At 43.8% G+C, this 17,524-nt stretch carries 17 protein-coding genes and 1 pseudogene; 12 read left to right on the forward strand and 6 right to left on the reverse strand.

The window, feature by feature from the left end; genetic code table 11:
- Window positions 1-495 precede the first annotated feature (495 nt).
- From K1I44_RS08150 to K1I44_RS08160, 3 genes are all read left to right on the forward strand, one after another.
- A complete protein-coding gene (locus tag K1I44_RS08150; protein WP_219985899.1) occupies window positions 496-1,515 on the forward strand; it encodes a LacI family DNA-binding transcriptional regulator in 1,020 nt (339 codons plus the stop codon).
- Window positions 1,508-3,049, forward strand: coding sequence for a gluconokinase (locus K1I44_RS08155; RefSeq protein WP_219985845.1), 1,542 nt, complete (start codon window positions 1,508-1,510; stop codon window positions 3,047-3,049). The genes K1I44_RS08150 and K1I44_RS08155 overlap by 8 nt, the downstream gene beginning before the upstream one ends.
- 84 nt (window positions 3,050-3,133) lie before the next feature.
- Window positions 3,134-4,474 (forward strand): GntT/GntP/DsdX family permease, encoded by a 1,341-nt coding sequence (locus tag K1I44_RS08160; protein ID WP_219985846.1) that lies wholly within the window; start codon window positions 3,134-3,136, stop codon window positions 4,472-4,474.
- A 236-nt stretch (window positions 4,475-4,710) separates the two neighbouring features.
- On the opposite strand, the gene K1I44_RS08165 is transcribed toward K1I44_RS08160, so the two are convergent.
- Window positions 4,711-5,346: an FMN-dependent NADH-azoreductase gene (locus tag K1I44_RS08165; RefSeq protein ID WP_219985847.1), complete on the reverse strand. Its 636-nt coding sequence runs from the start codon at window positions 5,344-5,346 to the stop codon at window positions 4,711-4,713.
- 184 nt (window positions 5,347-5,530) lie between these two features.
- Between K1I44_RS08165 and K1I44_RS08170 the strand changes: the two genes are divergently transcribed.
- Together K1I44_RS08170 and K1I44_RS08175 are read left to right on the forward strand one after the other, a co-directional pair.
- Window positions 5,531-6,100, forward strand: coding sequence for a class I SAM-dependent methyltransferase (locus tag K1I44_RS08170; RefSeq protein ID WP_219985848.1), 570 nt, complete (start codon window positions 5,531-5,533; stop codon window positions 6,098-6,100).
- A 39-nt stretch (window positions 6,101-6,139) separates the two neighbouring features.
- Window positions 6,140-7,213: an MFS transporter gene (locus K1I44_RS08175; protein WP_255573328.1), complete on the forward strand. Its 1,074-nt coding sequence runs from the start codon at window positions 6,140-6,142 to the stop codon at window positions 7,211-7,213.
- Here the strand turns inward: K1I44_RS08175 and K1I44_RS08180 are convergent.
- On the reverse strand, window positions 7,187-7,690 hold the full coding sequence (locus tag K1I44_RS08180) for an IS630 family transposase (RefSeq protein ID WP_370627972.1): 504 nt from the start codon (window positions 7,688-7,690) through the stop codon (window positions 7,187-7,189). The two genes, K1I44_RS08175 and K1I44_RS08180, sit on opposite strands and share 27 nt — an antisense overlap.
- Before the next feature lie 26 nt (window positions 7,691-7,716).
- Complete coding sequence (locus tag K1I44_RS08185; protein ID WP_219985850.1) at window positions 7,717-8,247, reverse strand: helix-turn-helix domain-containing protein; 531 nt, start codon at window positions 8,245-8,247, stop codon at window positions 7,717-7,719.
- Between the two features lie 100 nt (window positions 8,248-8,347).
- Between K1I44_RS08185 and K1I44_RS08190 the strand changes: the two are divergent.
- Window positions 8,348-8,539: pseudogene (locus K1I44_RS08190) on the forward strand (MFS transporter); the annotation flags it as partial.
- Window positions 8,540-8,550: 11 nt separating this feature from the next.
- Here K1I44_RS08190 and K1I44_RS08195 read toward each other — a convergent pair.
- Window positions 8,551-8,748 (reverse strand): hypothetical protein, encoded by a 198-nt coding sequence (locus tag K1I44_RS08195; protein WP_219985851.1) that lies wholly within the window; start codon window positions 8,746-8,748, stop codon window positions 8,551-8,553.
- A gap of 11 nt (window positions 8,749-8,759) precedes the next feature.
- Complete coding sequence (locus K1I44_RS08200) at window positions 8,760-9,404, reverse strand: peroxiredoxin (RefSeq protein ID WP_219985852.1); 645 nt, start codon at window positions 9,402-9,404, stop codon at window positions 8,760-8,762.
- A 169-nt stretch (window positions 9,405-9,573) separates the two neighbouring features.
- Here K1I44_RS08200 and K1I44_RS08205 point away from each other — a divergent pair, with 169 nt between their 5' ends.
- From K1I44_RS08205 to K1I44_RS08225, 5 genes are all read left to right on the forward strand, one after another.
- Complete coding sequence (locus tag K1I44_RS08205; RefSeq protein WP_163151072.1) at window positions 9,574-10,635, forward strand: glycosyltransferase family 4 protein; 1,062 nt, start codon at window positions 9,574-9,576, stop codon at window positions 10,633-10,635.
- Window positions 10,632-11,372 (forward strand): HipA domain-containing protein, encoded by a 741-nt coding sequence (locus K1I44_RS08210; protein WP_219985853.1) that lies wholly within the window; start codon window positions 10,632-10,634, stop codon window positions 11,370-11,372. The genes K1I44_RS08205 and K1I44_RS08210 overlap by 4 nt, the downstream gene beginning before the upstream one ends.
- A 125-nt stretch (window positions 11,373-11,497) precedes the next feature.
- Entirely contained in the window at window positions 11,498-12,169 is a 672-nt protein-coding gene (locus tag K1I44_RS08215) for an N-acetylmuramoyl-L-alanine amidase (protein ID WP_003396870.1), read from the forward strand.
- Between the two features lie 26 nt (window positions 12,170-12,195).
- Window positions 12,196-13,908: a DUF6044 family protein gene (locus tag K1I44_RS08220; protein WP_219985854.1), complete on the forward strand. Its 1,713-nt coding sequence runs from the start codon at window positions 12,196-12,198 to the stop codon at window positions 13,906-13,908.
- Window positions 13,905-14,891, forward strand: a complete 987-nt coding sequence (locus K1I44_RS08225) for a glycosyltransferase family 2 protein (RefSeq protein ID WP_219985900.1) — start codon at window positions 13,905-13,907, stop codon at window positions 14,889-14,891. The genes K1I44_RS08220 and K1I44_RS08225 overlap by 4 nt, the downstream gene beginning before the upstream one ends.
- A gap of 9 nt (window positions 14,892-14,900) precedes the next feature.
- Here the strand turns inward: K1I44_RS08225 and K1I44_RS08230 are convergent, their stop codons facing one another.
- Entirely contained in the window at window positions 14,901-16,067 is a 1,167-nt protein-coding gene (locus tag K1I44_RS08230) for an MFS transporter (protein WP_255573338.1), read from the reverse strand.
- A gap of 121 nt (window positions 16,068-16,188) precedes the next feature.
- On the opposite strand from K1I44_RS08230, the gene K1I44_RS08235 reads away from it, so the two are divergent.
- The gene (locus K1I44_RS08235) at window positions 16,189-17,463 is read left to right on the forward strand and encodes a sensor histidine kinase (protein ID WP_219985856.1); all 1,275 of its coding nucleotides are present in this window, start codon (window positions 16,189-16,191) and stop codon (window positions 17,461-17,463) included.
- Window positions 17,464-17,524: the final 61 nt, after the last annotated feature.

The following is a 17,524-nucleotide window of genomic DNA, read 5'->3' on the forward strand; positions in this document are numbered from 1 at the left end:
AGAGAAAACGCACATACCTACAGGATGAGAGTAAGTAAAAGCGCTTACATATAACGATTTTATAAAACCATATATAACCAAAAAAATCGGTCGAGAAAAAAATCTCCCACAAAGTCTTGACTCAAACTTTGAATCAAAACATCTGGTAAATCGATGAGTTCTTTGATAAACTGAGAGTACATGCGAATTTCCCTCCATGGTTTGGTTTGGTCACCTTTACCATACAGGAAAATTCGCATTTTTTGTACCCTCTATTTCCTCTATGCACACCTACCTTAAATGATCAAGTACAACTTGTGGTGAAGAGCCATATTGTGTTTATTTTTACAATATTAGGAATATAACCATATCTCTTCGCTGAACTCCGTTTCTTATTTGTGCATCATTTTTTTGAATATACTGTTAAAAAATGTTGTAAAACGCTTTCATTTTTGTGTATAATACTGCTAAACCGGTTTACTTACTAAATCGATTTAGTAAAGGAGAATGAATACGTTGCAGAAAGTGACGATGGCTGATGTAGCGAAGCTAGCAAACGTGTCGAAAAGTACAGTATCGCAATATTTAAACAAGAGGTATGAGTACATGAGCGAGGAAACGAGAAGACGTATCGCGGAGGCAATTGAGCAACTACAATACCGCCCAAACGTCATTGCTCGAAGCTTAAAACAAAAATCAACAGCAACGATTGGTGTAATCGTCTTTAACATTTTGCATATGTTAACGACACAAGTGTTGCGGGCGATTGAGGATATGTGTCAACAACATGATTTTCATGTCATCGTTTGTAATACAGATGACGATCCTGAAAAGGAAAAAAAATATATTGATATGCTATGGGCGAAGCAAGTGGATGGATTTATTATTTTTCCAACAGGAAAAAATGTCGATTTATATAAAAGAATGATTGAAGCAAGATTACCAGTTGTATTCGTTGACCGAACGGTTGAAGGAATCGATGTAGATGCTGTTTTATTAGATAACGAACGTGCTGTCCAATTAGGGGTGCATTATTTAATTGAGCAAGGATATAAACATATTGGACTCGTAGCACCACCATTTGCGCCACACGTCATTCCGCGCACAGAACGGATAAATACATTTCAGTATGCGTTGCGTGAAGCAAATCTTCCAATCAAAGAAGAATGGATCATCACCGAGCAAGTAAAGCACATTTCGGGGCGACTAGATGCGCTTTTGCAACGGAACAAACTGCCTGAAGCGATATTCGCCATTAACGATTTAACATTAATGGAGGTGTTGACGTTTGTCAAAAGGCGTCAACTAACTATTCCACATGACATAGCACTTATCAGTATTGACGACGTTCCGTTTGCGTCCATTTATACTCCTTCACTAACAACAATTGCCCAACCAGCTTTTGAGATGGGGGAAAAAGCTACGGAACGGCTGTTTATGCAAATGGGCGGCGAGATTTCTCCCCAAATGTTTCGGCTTGCTCCAAAGTTAATAGAAAGGGATTCAGCAAAGAAAAGAGGAGATAAAGGTGAATAGTAGCCAAGTCGTCATCGGAATAGATATTGGCACGACAAGTACAAAAGCGGTTATTTTCGAAGAGGATGGACGCATTCGAGCGATGCATGCGGTAGAATATCCGATGTTCCACCCACAACCAGGATGGGCGGAACAAGACCCATATATTCTTTTTTCTGCCGTCGTACAAAGCATACAAGGAGCTATATACAAAGGGAATGTTTCAGCGGAACAAGTGAAAGTGATTGGAATAAGTGCAGCGATGCATTCATTAATTTTAGTCGACGAGCGTCATCGTCCGTTGACAAATTGCATTATTTGGACAGATAATCGCAGCAGTAAGCAGGCAGAGCAATTGCAAAAAACAAAAAGCGGAATAGAGATATATAAAAAAACAGGCACACCGATTCATCCGATGTCGCCGCTTATGAAATTGATGTGGTTCAAAGAACATGAGCCACATGTATTCGAACGAGCCCATAAGTTTATTTCGATTAAAGAATATGTATTACATCAGTGGTTTCATCAGTATGTTGTCGATTATTCAATTGCCTCGGCAACCGGCCTATTTTCTTTACAGACGTTTGATTGGGACGAAGAAATTTTGCGACTGCTTCATATTGACCGCCAGCAACTATCTCAGCTTGTTCCGACGACATATACGTTACAAGGAATGGACAAAAAGTGGGCAGAACAGCTCAGTATTTCTACACATACCCCTGTCGTCATTGGAGCGAGTGATGGGGTGCTCGCAAATGTCGGGGTCGGCGCAGTTTTGCCGCATGAGGCTGCGATAACAATTGGCACAAGTGGAGCGGTACGAACAATTTCACCACTTCCAAAAACCGATGAACATGGGCGAACGTTTTGTTATGTGTTGACAGAAAATGAGTGGGTCATCGGAGGCCCGACAAACAATGGCGGCATTTTATTACGCTGGTTACGTGACGAATTTGGGGCACAAGAAAAAGAGGTGGCTAAACGACTAGGAATCGATCCATACGATTTACTGACACAATACGCTGCACGTGTTCCAGCAGGATCAGAGGGATTGTTATTTTTGCCGTTTTTATCTGGAGAGCGCGCACCGTATTGGGATGCACATGCGCGCGGCACATTTTTTGGGATTAGCTTGCAACATAGGCGCGAGCATTTTATTCGAGCCGTCATGGAAGGTGTTTGTATGAGCGTCTTTTCTGTTGCGCTCGCTGTTCGCGATGTGATCGGACCGTTATCAGAAATTCGAGTGTCTGGTGGATTTGCGAAGTCACCGTTTTGGCGCCAAATGTTGTGCGATATGATGGGGAAAGAATTGCTTGTCCCGGAGACGCATGAGGCCTCCGCGCTAGGGGCTGCAGCATTGGCTCTTTATGCGACGGGAGACATTGTTTCACTACAAGAAGTAAAGTCGTGGCTACGTATTTCATCACGTCACGAGCCAAATGGACAGCATACAGCGATTTATGCGGAACTATTTGATTTGTATATAAGATTGTATAGGCAACTAAAAGATGAATTTCAAATCATTTCTTCGTTTCAAAGTAAATATGTATAACGGAGGGGGTGATTCACTTCATTACTAAATCGGTTTAGTAAATGTAAGCGTTTGTTAAAATAAAAACAAGGGGGAGTGGGGAAGATGGCATCATCTTCGTTAATCGTTATTGTGATTGCTGGAATTAGCTTGTTGTTATTTCTTATTATTCGTTCGAAATTGCATGCGTTCGTTTCGTTATTGCTTGTTAGTTTACTTGTTGGAATTGCGGCAGGTATGCCACTAAAAAGTGTAATTGAGTCCATTCAAAACGGAATGGGAGGAACGCTTGGATTTGTAGCGGTTGTCGTTGGGTTAGGTGCAATGTTTGGTCAGATGCTTGAAGCATCAGGGGGAGCTGAACGTTTAGCACAGACGTTGATGAAGAAATTTGGGGAAAGTAAAGCGCAGTGGGCGCTTGGAATTACAGGATTTTTAGTCGCTATTCCTGTATTTTTTGACGTGGGATTTATTATTCTTGTACCGATTGTTTACGGTCTAGCGAAAAAGACAGGACGTTCTCTTTTATATTATGGTATTCCCCTTCTTGCCGGTCTGGCGGTAACGCATAGCTTTATTCCTCCGACGCCAGGCCCAATTGCAGTTGCCAATTTAATTGGTGCGGATTTAGGTTGGGTCATTTTATTTGGTTTTATTGCGGGTATTCCGGCGATGATTGTCGCTGGTCCGTTATTCGGAAAGTATATTTCAAAGAAAATTCACGCCTCTATTCCGACTTATATGGAATGGAAAGAACATGATAATGAACAAGATTTGCCGAGTTTCGGATTAATCGCAACGATCATTCTCATTCCTTTGTTGCTCATTTTAATGAATACGGTTTCAGGAGTTGTTTTGCCAGAGAAAAATATGCTTCGATCGCTGTTCACCTTTTTAGGTCATCCATTTGTCGCTTTAACGATTGCTACTTTACTCGCTTTTTACTTCTTAGGACGAAAGCGGGGACTTTCTAAACAACAAGTACAGGATATTGCAACGAAGGCACTAGAACCGGCAGGAATTATTATTCTTGTCACAGGTGCTGGCGGAGTATTTAAACAAATTTTAGTGGACTCAGGTGTTGGCAAGGTGCTTGCAGATATGATGTCGACATCATCGTTGCCGCCGATTGTTCTTGCATTTATTATTGCGGCGCTCGTTCGCGTTTCACAAGGTTCAGCTACAGTTGCGATGGTGACATCTGCAGGGTTAATGGCTCCATTTATAGAGACATTGCAGCTGACAGGTCCAATATTGGGGCTAATTACTATTGCGATTGCGGCAGGAGCGACGATTCTTTCACATGTAAACGACTCAGGATTTTGGCTCGTGAATCGCTACTTTGGTTTAGAAGTGAAAGATACGTTGAAATCATGGACAGTAATGGAAACAATGATTGCGCTGGTCGGTTTTTCTGTTGTATTTGTAATTAGTTGGTTTATCTAACTGTACAAGAGATCGTCTGTTATTCAGCAAATATCGGCAGGGGTGAGACGAATAAAGCAGTACAGCCGATGCTTGAAGAGCTGTAAGAAGTATCGGGAGTTACTGAAGAAAAACTTACCTCTGGACTCGGCGAATGCTCTTAGGGAAATGGCTAAACATGTGAAAATAACATATTGCAGCAATAAAGGGGCGCCAAAAAGTCAGTTATTTTGACTTTCTGGACGCCCTGTTTGTTGTTAAAACTGTTTCGCTGCTTCTTTTGCTCGTTCGATCGCTTGTTGCTTAATGCTTTCTGCTTCGTTTGGAAAAGCGTTCATACCTTCGACCGCAATCGTTTGAACGTCTGTTATGCCGATAAAAGCGAGAACAGCTCTTAAATAGCGGTCACCAAACTCCATTTCTTTCGCCGGACCTTCAGAATATATACCTCCTCGCGCTTGAATGTGGAGCGCTTTTTTCCCTTCTAGTAGTCCAACAGACCCTTCTTCTGTATATTTAAACGTTTTTCCGGCGATACAAAACGTATCAATATATGCCTTCAATTTTGGAGGGAAGCTAAAGTTCCACAGCGGTGTGACGAATACATATTTGTTAGCTTCAATAAATTGGTCGCATAGTTCGTTGATACGTGCGATTTTTGCTTGCTCATCTCTGTTTAATTGGTCAAATGCTTGTCCTTGTTGAAGTTTGCCCCAACCGTTAAACACATCTCCATCAATATAAGGGATGTCCATGTCATATACGTTCAATTCAACGATTTCATCTTCGGGATGATGTTGTTTGTAGGCATTGACAAACGCGCGACCGACTGACAAGCTAAACGATTCATGTTCTTGTTTTGGATTTGCGGTAATATACAATACTTTTGCCATAACGGTTCCTCCTTGATACAAGTTGATACTTACTTATATTTTGCTTTGGTATAAAAATCTATAACTATAATATAGTTTGTTACTTACTTTTGTAAAGTAAAAAGATTGCTGATTAGATGACAAACATCAAAAAAAAGAGTAAAATACGGATGTGGGTATAAAAAAAGAAAAGGACGGATGATTCATGACAGGGCATGTATTTCATCACTCGAAAGCAGAGAAGTTGTTAAATCCGAAAAGGAGAGAGCTGATTGCCCCGGAAAAAGTAATTTCATTGTTGAACGTGGGCGAGCATGATATTGTCGCTGATTTAGGGGCGGGGAACGGATACTTTGCTGTGCCGATCGCCAAACGAGCAAAAACGGTGTACGCTGTTGATATGCAACAACAAATGCTCGATTTACTCCAACAACATGCTGAACGAGAAGGAGTAAAAAACATTTCTTACATCCTAAGCGATGTGGCAAAAACAACGATTTCACCGCAATCTGTCGATAAGGGACTGATGGCGTTTGTTTTGCATGAAGTGGACGATCGAGAAGCTGTTTTTGCAGAAATTGCTCGCATCATAAAGCCGAACGGTGCGTTTCTATTCATTGAGTGGGAGGCAGTAGAAAGTGAAATGGGTCCGCCGCTTCACGAACGCATTCCATCGCATCAGCTCATGGACGAGGCGAAAGCACATTTCACACATGTGGAGCTCGTTCATTTCCATCCGAGCGTGTATGGTGTGATTGTTAAACATGGTCATTAATGATGGCCATGTTGTTTGTTTTTAAGGAAGGTGAGTAAGATGGTGGTACGTTTAGGAATAAAGGAAAATACCGTTTCATTTTTATTATTAGTCGTCATTAACGTGTTTGTTGGGGCGATGGTCGGTTTAGAACGAACGATTTTGCCGATGATTGGTGAAAAGCAGTTTGGGCTTACATCGATGGGAGCGGCTATCTCGTTTATCGTTAGCTTCGGCTTGTCCAAAGCGGTTGTAAACTATTTTGCTGGTCAGCTTGCTGATCGGTTTGGTAGAAAAAACATATTGCTAGCAGGATGGGTAATCGGGCTATTCGTTCCAATATGTATGCTTACTGCACACGAATGGTCGGTTGTTGTGTTTGCGAACGTGCTGCTTGGAATTAACCAAGGATTGACGTGGTCGATGACTGTCAATATGAAAATTGACATCGCCAAGCCAACGGAACGAGGTACAGCGGTTGGTTTAAATGAGTTTGCTGGTTATTTTGGTGTCGCGATGATGGCGGCGTTATCGGGTTATCTCGCTTCGACATTTTCACTTGATCTTGAATTGTTTTACATTGGTATTGTGGTTGCACTTACTGGAATAGGCTTATCCATCGTCGTTAAAGATACGAAACATCATGTTCAACTGCATATGGAACGAAGAAAAAAGGAGCGAACAGAAACGTTATCCGCAAAAGATGTATTTCAGCAGACGACATGGAAAAATAAAACGCTATCTAGTTTTAGTTTGGCAGGACTTGTAACAAATTTGAAAGATGGTGTGGCATGGGGATTATTCCCTTTATATTTCACTTCCCTCGGGCTATCCGTCTCACAAACAGGGATGATCGTTGCGATTTACCCTGCTTCATGGGGGATATGTCAGCTTTTCACAGGTGCCATTAGCGATCGAGTCGACAGAAAAAGGATGATTGCATACGGCATGTGGCTACAGGCGTTGGCCATGTGGTTGATGCTTATCGTGGACGATGTCGTGTTATGGATGGTTGGCGCGATATTGTTAGGGCTCGGAACAGCGATGGTATATCCGACGTTGCAAGCGGCAATTATATACATCCAAATTGGCATTTTAACCTCTGATTCACACAGCACACCCCATGCGGCGTAACACCTCATCCGGGTGTTGTAGAACGTACTGTTCAAAGCGAGTAATGGATTGGGCAATGTCATTTTGATCCTTGTGAAAAACGTTGGCAATCACTTCATCTTTCAACCACTTCCACAGCCGTTCAATCGGATTTAACTGTGGAGAATACGGTGGCAAAAAGATGAAATGAAAAGCATCGCCTTCCTCGCCATCAAGAAAGGCTTGCACCATCTTGGCATAATGAATACGCGCGTTGTCCAACACAAGCACGATGAATCGATTCGCATATTTCTCTTTCAACAGATGTAAAAAGTCTAGAAACGTCTCGGCATTGGCAGACGAAGCACGATGAAACACGACGTCCCCTTGTTGCACGTCGACTGCGCCAAAAATGGAAACGTGAGCGTGGTGACCGTAGCTCGGGACTTGTTTTTGGTTGCCTACTTCTGCCCATGTCGTACGTAGCGCTTGATAGGCACGAACATGTGTCTCATCCACATAAAACAGCATGGCATTCTCGGTAATTAGTTTTTTTTTATAAATTCAAGTTCTCTTTGAAAAGCAGCTTGACGCTTAGCGTCTCCTTTGACGAGCTTATACGTCGGGCGTGTCCATGACAAGCGAAGACGATGCAATAACTTTCGGATGCCTTCCCGTGACATCGAAACGCCATAAGTTTGTTGGATGTAAGATTGCAATATACGTGTGTTCCATGACGAAGAAATGCCCCAGCCGACATCCACAGGGGTGGTAGTTAATACCAGTTGTCTGATCTCCTGTTGTTGTTCTTCCGTCAGAAATGGCACGCGACCAGGTGGCAAGCGACGATCGAGTAAATGATCGAGCCCACCTTCATTAAAACGTGCCACATAAAGTGCAACCGATTGACGGCATAGATTAACCATTTTTGCGACATCTTTTCCAAGAAACCCTTCCATGACGAGACGAACGGCAGTCACCCGAACACGAAGGGAAGCATCTTTGATTTTCCGTTCTTGTTTCCGAAGTGTTCGAGGTGTCCAACCGTGATCATTTGTAATTTTAAGACGTTTCATGTCCTTTCCGCTCCTTTTATACGTGGGTATTTAGGAGCAGTATAACCATGGAAAAAGGTGTTCATACAGAAGTCATCATCTTAAAGTGCATGTATATAGCGATGTGACAGCGATATACTGGCGCGCTTCTGCAATGGGGGTATATCGATTTTGGCGCGATAGCGGCTATGCGATCGGGGCGGTGATAGCAGGGATCATTGCTGACTGGCTCGGATTCCGTTGGGCAATTGGGTTGACAGCGATATTGCCGGTACTTGCTGGATGGCGGGTATATACAAAAACGAAAAACTAGGGAACACGTCCCTAGTTTTTCTCATATATATCCCCATTTTGTTTCACCATATTACGTTGATTTAACTCACGCAATGTGCTGCGTACTTTAAATAGCGGCAACGCTGTTTTTTCAGCTAATTGTTCCGCAGTTGCAGGGACATCCAGTGCTTGTAAAATTGCTTGCATAGTAGCTGTTACCGTTTGATTATCGTTGACGCAAGCCATCATCTGTCACTTCCTTATAAGCTTTTTTTGCAGAAATACCAATCGATGCACTCTAACGTTTCATCTTTCATACGCTCTTCTGCCGCTTCTTGTGTTTTCGCTGGTGGAACGATCACTTTATCCCCAGGATTCCAGTTCGCAGGTGTTGCGACACCATGCGCATCTGTTGTCTGTAATGCTTTCACAACACGTAAAATTTCATCCATATTTCTTCCTGTGCTCAATGGATAATAAATGATGGCACGAACAATTTGTTTGTCATCGATAATAAATACAGCACGTGATGTTTCTGTACTATTTCCTTCAGGCATAAGCATACCGTATTTCATAGCTACTTCTTTATTTAAATCAGCGATAATTGGGAATTCGATTTTTACTCCAAATTTTTCTTCAATGTTGCGCACCCATGCGATATGTGAATGAACGCTATCAATGCTTAAGCCAAGCAATTCAACATTCAATTTTTTCAACTCTGGATAAATGTTTTGAAACGCCATAAATTCTGTTGTACAAACTGGCGTGAAATCCGCTGGATGCGAGAAGAGAATAACCCAAGATCCTTTATAGTCGTCTAATGAAATGTTTCCATGTGTAGTCACTGCCTCAAATTTTGGTGCCGGATCACCAATGCGTGGTAAGTAGTTTTGTACTTGTTCCATATTAGTAAATCCTCCTTTTTTATATTAATTTTAATTACATAATAATTATCATTTATACTTCCAATATGGACAATAGGGGAATACCCCCGATTGTAATTGAGATGATCATCAACTTTTCTCTATGTTCAACATACATTAATAAAAGAGCAAATGTGAAGGGGGCTGAGGGGTGAACATTTTAGTCATTTGGCGGTTGTTGACGGTTGGTGGGGTGAATGCCGGATGGCGCAATCGGGCGTTATATTTTAAAAAGCGTGGCATTACGACCGATTTTTTATATACGAAAGATTTGGGCGGCATGCATATGATGGAAGATGTCGCAAACGTGTATGTAGCGAAAAAGAAGCGAGATGTTCATGACATTTTACGAAAAGGGTATGATGCGATCATTGTTGTTGATACGAGCCAAGCGTACGAGTGGTTGAACGACGTTGGCTATGCAGGTCCGATTATTGTCGAGGCGCGCACGCCGGAGTTGTTGAAGTTAAAGCGGAACTTGCAAGGGGTTGAGACGATTTCCCCGCGTCAGTTTATCGTTCCGTCTTATTATCAAAAACGACTTCTTTCCGTCCTCGTTAACGATCAAGCGCCGATTACCGTCATTTATAACGGATTAGATGCGTCTTTTTTCCAGCCATCTGTATGCGATGATGTACCGAACAAAAAAATTATTGCTTATGTCGGACGGTTAGATGGAAGGAAAAATTGGCGGGCGTTTTTGCGCATCGTCTCGCTATTACAAAAAGAGCGGGATGATATCGAATGTTGGATGATCGGTGGGGCGCATAGTGTCGATAAACAAACGTTTGAAACGGAATGGAAAGAAAAAAAGCTCGACCCGTTCGTCAAATGGTTTCCCGTCGTTCCGTACCAACAAATGCCTCACATATACGCCCGCATTCGTCAATCAGGGGGATGCTTACTAGCGACAACGAAAGTCGAATCGTTCGGCAATACGTTTATTGAAGCGATGGCGTGTGGCGTGCCGGTCGTTGCCCCGCGCGTATCTGCCATGCCGGAAGTGATCGCTCACGGAAAAACAGGATACTTATTTCGCGAACATCATACGCGCGGTGCCGTTCGAGCGATTGAAGCGATCATCGACGATCAGGAGCGATATGAAGAGATGAGCGAAGCTGGCAGGGCGCGCGTGCTAGCGCAATTTACGATTGAACGTTGTGCCGAAACGTATGTCGATTTACTACAACATATTGTAGGTGAACAAACATGAACTATGAAATGACGTTCGCAAGCCATAAACATAACTCCCATCTCATCACGTTTCATGATGGGAAACGGTATGTCGTCAAATTTTATGACACGAAAAAGCCGAAAGCGCTCATTAACGAATGGCTCGCATACCAAATTGCGAAATATATGAACCTTCCGATTCCGCACGCCCGACTCGTTTCTTTACCTGACACGCTCGTACCGATTCCAGATGACACAACGATTGTGAAAACGAAAACGCAGTTTGCTAGCGCGTATATTGACGGGAAAAACGCCCATAAAACGACGCTTTATCGCATCGCCAACGCCGATCAGCTTGCGGGGGTGATCGTTTTTGATTATTGGTTGTACAATTGCGACCGAACGAGAAAAAACGTCATCATCGAACAAAATGGTGAGCATCAGACGTTATGGATCATTGATCACGCTGACATATGCGGTTCATTTGCGTGGACGGTTGAACAGTTAAAACAGCTGCCGCGAACGCTTATCGAAAGCGCTACGCATCGCATGATGGCGTCGTTTATGACCGTTCAACAATTGGAGGAAGCGATTGCCGTTATGCAAACGATGCCGACACTTTTACTTGAAGAAATGACGAAACATATGCCTGACGATTGGCCGATGACGGAAGAAGAACGAAAGCAACTCGTTCATACGCTCGTGTATCGACGTGATCATGTCGTTCCGCATCTCATCCGCAAATGTTGTAAACAGCTTTGGCCTGAGCTAGCATAGCTTAGGCTTTTTCCATGTGCGAGCGAAAGAAAAATAGATAAATAGGGAAAGGCCGTATCCTTTGTCCGAGATCATGTATATGTTATTAGCAGAGAGAAAATTTGTTAGAAAGGTGTGAGGATATGATGGTGAAAATTGTTTTAGATGCAGGGCATGGAGGGCGTGATCCGGGGGCGGTCGGAAACGGACTTCGTGAAAAAGATGTAACGTTAACGATTGTGACGAAAATAGGGGAGATGTTGAAAGAGTATGAACATGTCGATGTGCACTATACGCGGACAGACGACCAGTTTATTGAACTATCGGAACGGGCAGCGATGGCGAATCGGATCGGTGCGGACTTCTTTTTATCCGTTCATGTGAACGCAGGCGGTGGAACAGGATTTGAATCATATATATTCAATGGAAATGTGAGCAAAGAAACCGTTTCATATCAAAACATCATTCATGATGAAGTGATGAAAGCGATTGGAGATGTACGCGATCGCGGAAAAAAACGTGCGAGCTATGCGGTGCTTCGTCAAACGAATATGCCAGCTTTATTGACGGAAAACTTATTTATCGACAACGCAGGCGATGCCGCGAAGCTGAAATCAGACGAATTTCTGTCGCAAATTGCCCGCGGTCATGTGGAAGGAATGGCGAAAGCGTTCGGATTGCAAAAGAAACCGCCTGCTCCACCGAAAGACGATGGAAAGTTATACCGCGTGCAAGTCGGAGCATTTCGCGATAAAAAAAATGCAGAACGTCTCGTCGAAGAGTTAAGAAAAAAAGGATACGATGCGATCATTGTTTAACCTCTGCGATTGGCAGGGGATTTTTTATGCATATTTTTCATTTGTTGTTAAAAAATAATAGCGAATGGGGGGGCGTTATGAGACTGTTCACATGTGGCATCATCATCGTTTGTTTACATGCCTTGCCGTATTTTTTACTTGGGGAAGATGCGCACATGCGCGTGCACGATAATTTAGACTCTAATATTGCTTGGTATCGCGTGCTCGTACAAAGTGGCGAGCTGTTCGGTTCCGTTCATGCGACGATTCCGCAAGTCATTAACGGATTGCCACGCAACGCGTACGGAACAGAATTTAGCGGCATCGTCTGGCTTCATGCGCTTTTTCCTTCCGTTTATGCTTACGGGCTTAGCCAGCTGTTGACGCGCGTATTTGCGTTTATCGGCATGTATATGTTGTTGAAAACGCACGTATTAAAGGAGCGAGAAGCGACGGCAGAATGGATTCGCGTTGGTGTGGCTCTTACGTTTGCCTTGACGCCGTTTTGGCCATCAGGGATGCTTAGCACGCTCGGCATGCCGCTTGCGTTATGGGCGCTACTTAACATTCGAGCCGGCGATCGTTCGTGGAAAAATTATGTCGTACTCACGCTTCTTCCTCTCTATTCTAGCTTCGTGCTCGGTTTTTTCTTTTTTTTAAGCGCGATGTTTTTGTTTTGGATCGTTGATGCGTGGCGTCGCCGTCCGAACGTACCCCTTTTGTTGGCGCTCATATATATGACCGTTCTTTATTTAGCGATTGAATATCGGCTCGTTCATTCATTTTTATTTGCGACAGAGCCGACGAGCCGCGATGAATATGTGCATGCTCGCTTACCGTTATGGCGATCGCTTCGCCTGACGCTCAAAAACTATATGTTCGGTCATACGCATGTCATGACGATTCATACGCTCATTATTTTACCGATCACGTTGATCGCTTTATATATCGTATGGCGAAAAACATGGTGGCAACAAGAGCGGCTGTTTTGGCAGCTTCATATTGTAAACGTTGCGCTTTCCGCGTGGTATGCGTTTTGGTTTTACAAAGGATGGTTGCCTGCGACAGAAGCGTTTCCGTTTTTAGATCGGTTTAATTTTGCGCGCTATCATTTTTTGCGACCGATGGTCATTTATGTGCTGTTTGCGCTATCGCTTCGCATTATATGGCGCGCGTGGGATCGAGGAATCGTCTCGTTTGCGATTGCCTCTCAACTCGTTGTGGCGATGTTGTTTCATGAACAAATTGTATATCGCGACAAGCCGACATTTCGCGCGTTTTATGCCGAAAAGCAGTTTGAACAAGTGAAGCGATACATCGGCAAGCCGCTTCATACGTATCGCGTCGTCAGCATCGGCATGCATCCGGCGATTGCGCAATATAACGGCTTTTATACGCTCGATACGTACAACAATTTTTATCCGCTGTCGTATAAGCATCAGTTTCGGAAAATTATTGCGAGTGAGCTTGCGAAAAATAAAAAACTAAAACAATATTTCGATGAATGGGGCGGTCGCTGTTACATATTTGTCGATGAGCTAGGAAAGCACTACATGTTTACGAAGCAATCGAACAAGCGCATACGCCATCTCAAGCTTCATACTGACGTATTGTACGACATGGGCGGACGATACGTGTTTTCCGCCTTGCCGATTGACAACGCAAAGGAAAACAACTTAAAGCTATTGCGCACGTTTGAACACGATGAATCCGCATGGAACATTTACTTATACGAAGTGGAAAGGGAGAAAACGACATGACCGTTTTAGCGATCGTTGTACCTTGTTATAACGAGCAAGATATATTGCCAGAAACGATTAAACAACTGCTTTCGTTAAGGCAACAGCTCGTAGATGAACAACTTATTTCGAAAGAAAGCAAAATTGTATTTGTCGATGACGGAAGCCGCGATCAAACGTGGACGATCATTTATAAAGCATGTTTGCGACATGAAGAAGTGAAAGGGGTGAAGCTCGCCGGCAATGCAGGGCATCAAAACGCCCTTTTAGCAGGCATGTTTGCCGTCAAAGGCGCGGCGCATTGCATCGTAACGATGGATGCCGACTTGCAAGATGATATATATGTCGTGCGCGAGTTTGTACGAAAATTTCATGACGGATACGATATCGTTTATGGAGTGAGAAGAAAGCGCGACGTTGATTCGTACATGAAGCGGTGGACGGCCGAAACATTTTACCGCATGATGAATCGCATCGGGGTGAAGCTTATATACAATCATGCAGACTATCGTCTCATGAGCCGGCGCGCGGTAGAAGCGTTGCAGCAATTTCGCGAAGTAAACATGTTTTTGCGCGGAGTTGTCCCGCTCCTTGGTTTTCCTTCTACAACCGTATATTATGACCGAAAAGAGCGAAAAGCAGGCGTGACGAAATATCCGCTTATGAAAATGATACGCTTTGCCTTCGATGGACTCACGTCATTCAGCATGATGCCCATTCGGTTCGTTTCCCTTCTCGGTTTTTGTTCATTTTTCATTAGCGTCTTGTTTGCGCTATACGTGCTTTTTTTAAAAATAACAGGACATACAGAAACGGGCTGGACGTCGCTCATCATGTCCATTTGGCTCGTCGGTGGGTTGCAGTTGATTGCGATCGGCTTAGTTGGCGAATACATCGGAAAAGTATATAAAGAAACGAAACAACGACCGCGCTACATCGTAGATATCGATTTGTTCAATTGGCCGGTCGTTGCCAAGCGCGATGAGGAACAAGTCATAAGCTAAGGCTCCGAACTAGACGGAGCCTTTTTGCATCATTGCTCGTTGAAACGACTGGAATAGGGCGAACGAAACGAACGTCAGCAATATACCTGTCACATACGGCAAACTCGGTTTTAACGTAAATAGCCAACCTGCGATCGCCGGCCCGCCGATGCGCCCGAGCGAATCGAACGATGATAATACGCCTGTCGCGCTTCCTTGTCCGCCCGTTGTATATTTCGTAAGCAAGGACGATACACATGGGCGAATGACGCCGTTACCGATGCCGAAAATCGTTAAGTAAAGCGCCGCTGTCCAAAAATGATTGATGAACAAAATAAGAAAAAAGCCGAGCGCTGATAAAAATAAGCCGCCGCGAATGACCGTTCTTTCACCGAACGATGCGATCAGTTTTCCGAGCAGTCCTCCTTGAACGATCGCACCAGCAAGTCCCATCATCATGAAAATGTAGCCGAGCTCTTTTGACGTAAGACCTGCGCGTTTTGCGGCAAAATAAGCGAACGTCGCTTCAAGTCCAGCGAGGGAAAATGTGACGATCAGCTGCAACATATATAAGCGCGCCAAAGGTCCTTGAAGGGCAGCGGAAAGAGACGGACGTTTCGCTTGTCCGATCGAACGTTTTTCTTTCGGAAGCGACTCATGTAAGAAAAAGAAGACGAACACGGCAGTCATAAGCGCTAAACAGCCAGCGATCCAAAACGGGACAGTTAAGCTTGTAGCGGAAAAGATGCCGCCGATCGCTGGTCCGAAAATAAATCCGAGTCCGACAGCCGCTCCGATGATACCCATTCCTTTCCCACGGTTTTCTTCTGTCGTTACATCGGCGACGTACGCCATCGCTGTCGGCATCGTCGCGGCAGATAAAAAGCCCCCAATGATGCGAGCCGCAAACAACATCCACAACGTTGTCGCCACGGCGAATAAGAAAAACGACAGCGCCAAGCCGGAAATACCGATAAGTATCATCGGTTTTCGCCCGTATCGGTCAGATAAGTTTCCCCACATGGGCGCGAATAAAAATTGCATAAAAGAATACACAGCCATCAGCCAACCGAGCTCTGTTGGGGTTGCGCCGATGTTTTCAGCGAAAAACGGAAGAACGGGAATAATAATGCCAAACCCGACCATGACGAAAAACATTACAACAAATAAAATCGGCAAGTAACGCCGTTCGTTCATCATCACCATCTCCACTATGTAGTTTGCATTTTTATCATAATGGAAACGATGCAATTTTTCAAAGATGTCGCTGCGTTGACAACAGAAAAAATTTTAGCGAAACTGAACGTGTATGAACGATATGGGAGAGTTGAGAAAAATGACATATATCAATCAGCACGTGTTAAACAATTTATTTTACATTTTAGTGAGCATTTTTTTCTTTTACTTTTTATACGATTACGTTCGATTTTTCCAACGCAAAAAAGTGTATCAACGTTTGTTGTTTGTTGTGTGCTTAAGCGTGCCGCTTATTTTATGCATGAAATATCCGATTTACATCGCCCCTGATTGCGTGCACGATTTGCGGCAAGTTCCGTTTTTAATTGGCACGTTTTACGGTGGATGGACGGTCAGTTTTCCCCTCTTGCTTATTTTGCTGCTCGCGCGCTGGGCGATGTACGGCTATCAATTCATTACCGTCGCTGTTTATGTCATGATGTTCGTTTTCGGCAGTTTGTTTTCTCCTATTTTCCAACGGTTGTCGAGAAAACAACGATTATTCGCTTCGGCGGTGATGACGTTTATATTAGCGATTGTTGCTACGATTTTGGCGATCGTCATTTCTGATTTTCAAGTGACAGAGTCGTACGTCATTCACTTTATCCTTGTTCCTCCCTTTGCCGTATCGTTCGTTGTGCTCATCGTTGAAACGTTGCGTGAAGCGTTGCTCATTCGTTCGAAAGCGATCAAGCTGGAGAAAATGGAAGTCGTTAGCCAGCTTGCCGCAAGCATTTCCCATGAAATTCGCAATCCCCTTACCGTTGTGAAAGGATTTATGCAGCTCATGGGAGGAAAAGACATATCGGAGGAAAAGAAAGAGCAATATATGAATATCGCCCTTGAAGAATTAGACCGCGCGTGTGCCATTATTGACGATTATTTAACGTTTGCGAAGCCGTTTCCAGAAAAAATGGAGCCGCTTGACGTGCATCATGAGTTAACGAAAGTCATTGACATGTTGCGTCCGTTAGCGAACATGTCGGGGGTAGACATCGTGTCAACGCTCATGCCTGCGAAAGTAAGTGGCAACGCCCAATATTTTCGACAATGCTTTTTAAATATAATAAAAAATGGAATTGAAGCGATAGAAGGCGACGGGGCGGTGTACGTCGTTGTATATGTCGCTCAAAAAACGGTCACGATCGTCGTCCGCGATGAGGGAGTCGGCATGACGAAAGAGCAGCTGGCGCGATATGGCGAACCGTATTTCAGCACGAAACAAAAAGGGACAGGGCTCGGGGCGATGGTGTCGATTCGCATCATTGAAATGATGGACGGCACGTGGACGATAGAAAGCGAAAAGGGGCGCGGGACGACGATGAAAGTCACATTCCCTTTGTTGTTGAAAAAATAAAAATATTTCGAAATAGCGAAAAAGTATTGTCTTTAACAATTTTGGGCGTTAAAGTATAAAA

This window comes from Anoxybacillus sp. ST4, assembly GCF_019448545.1.
In the GTDB taxonomy this organism is placed as follows: Bacteria; Bacillota; Bacilli; order Bacillales; family Anoxybacillaceae; genus Anoxybacillus; species Anoxybacillus pushchinoensis.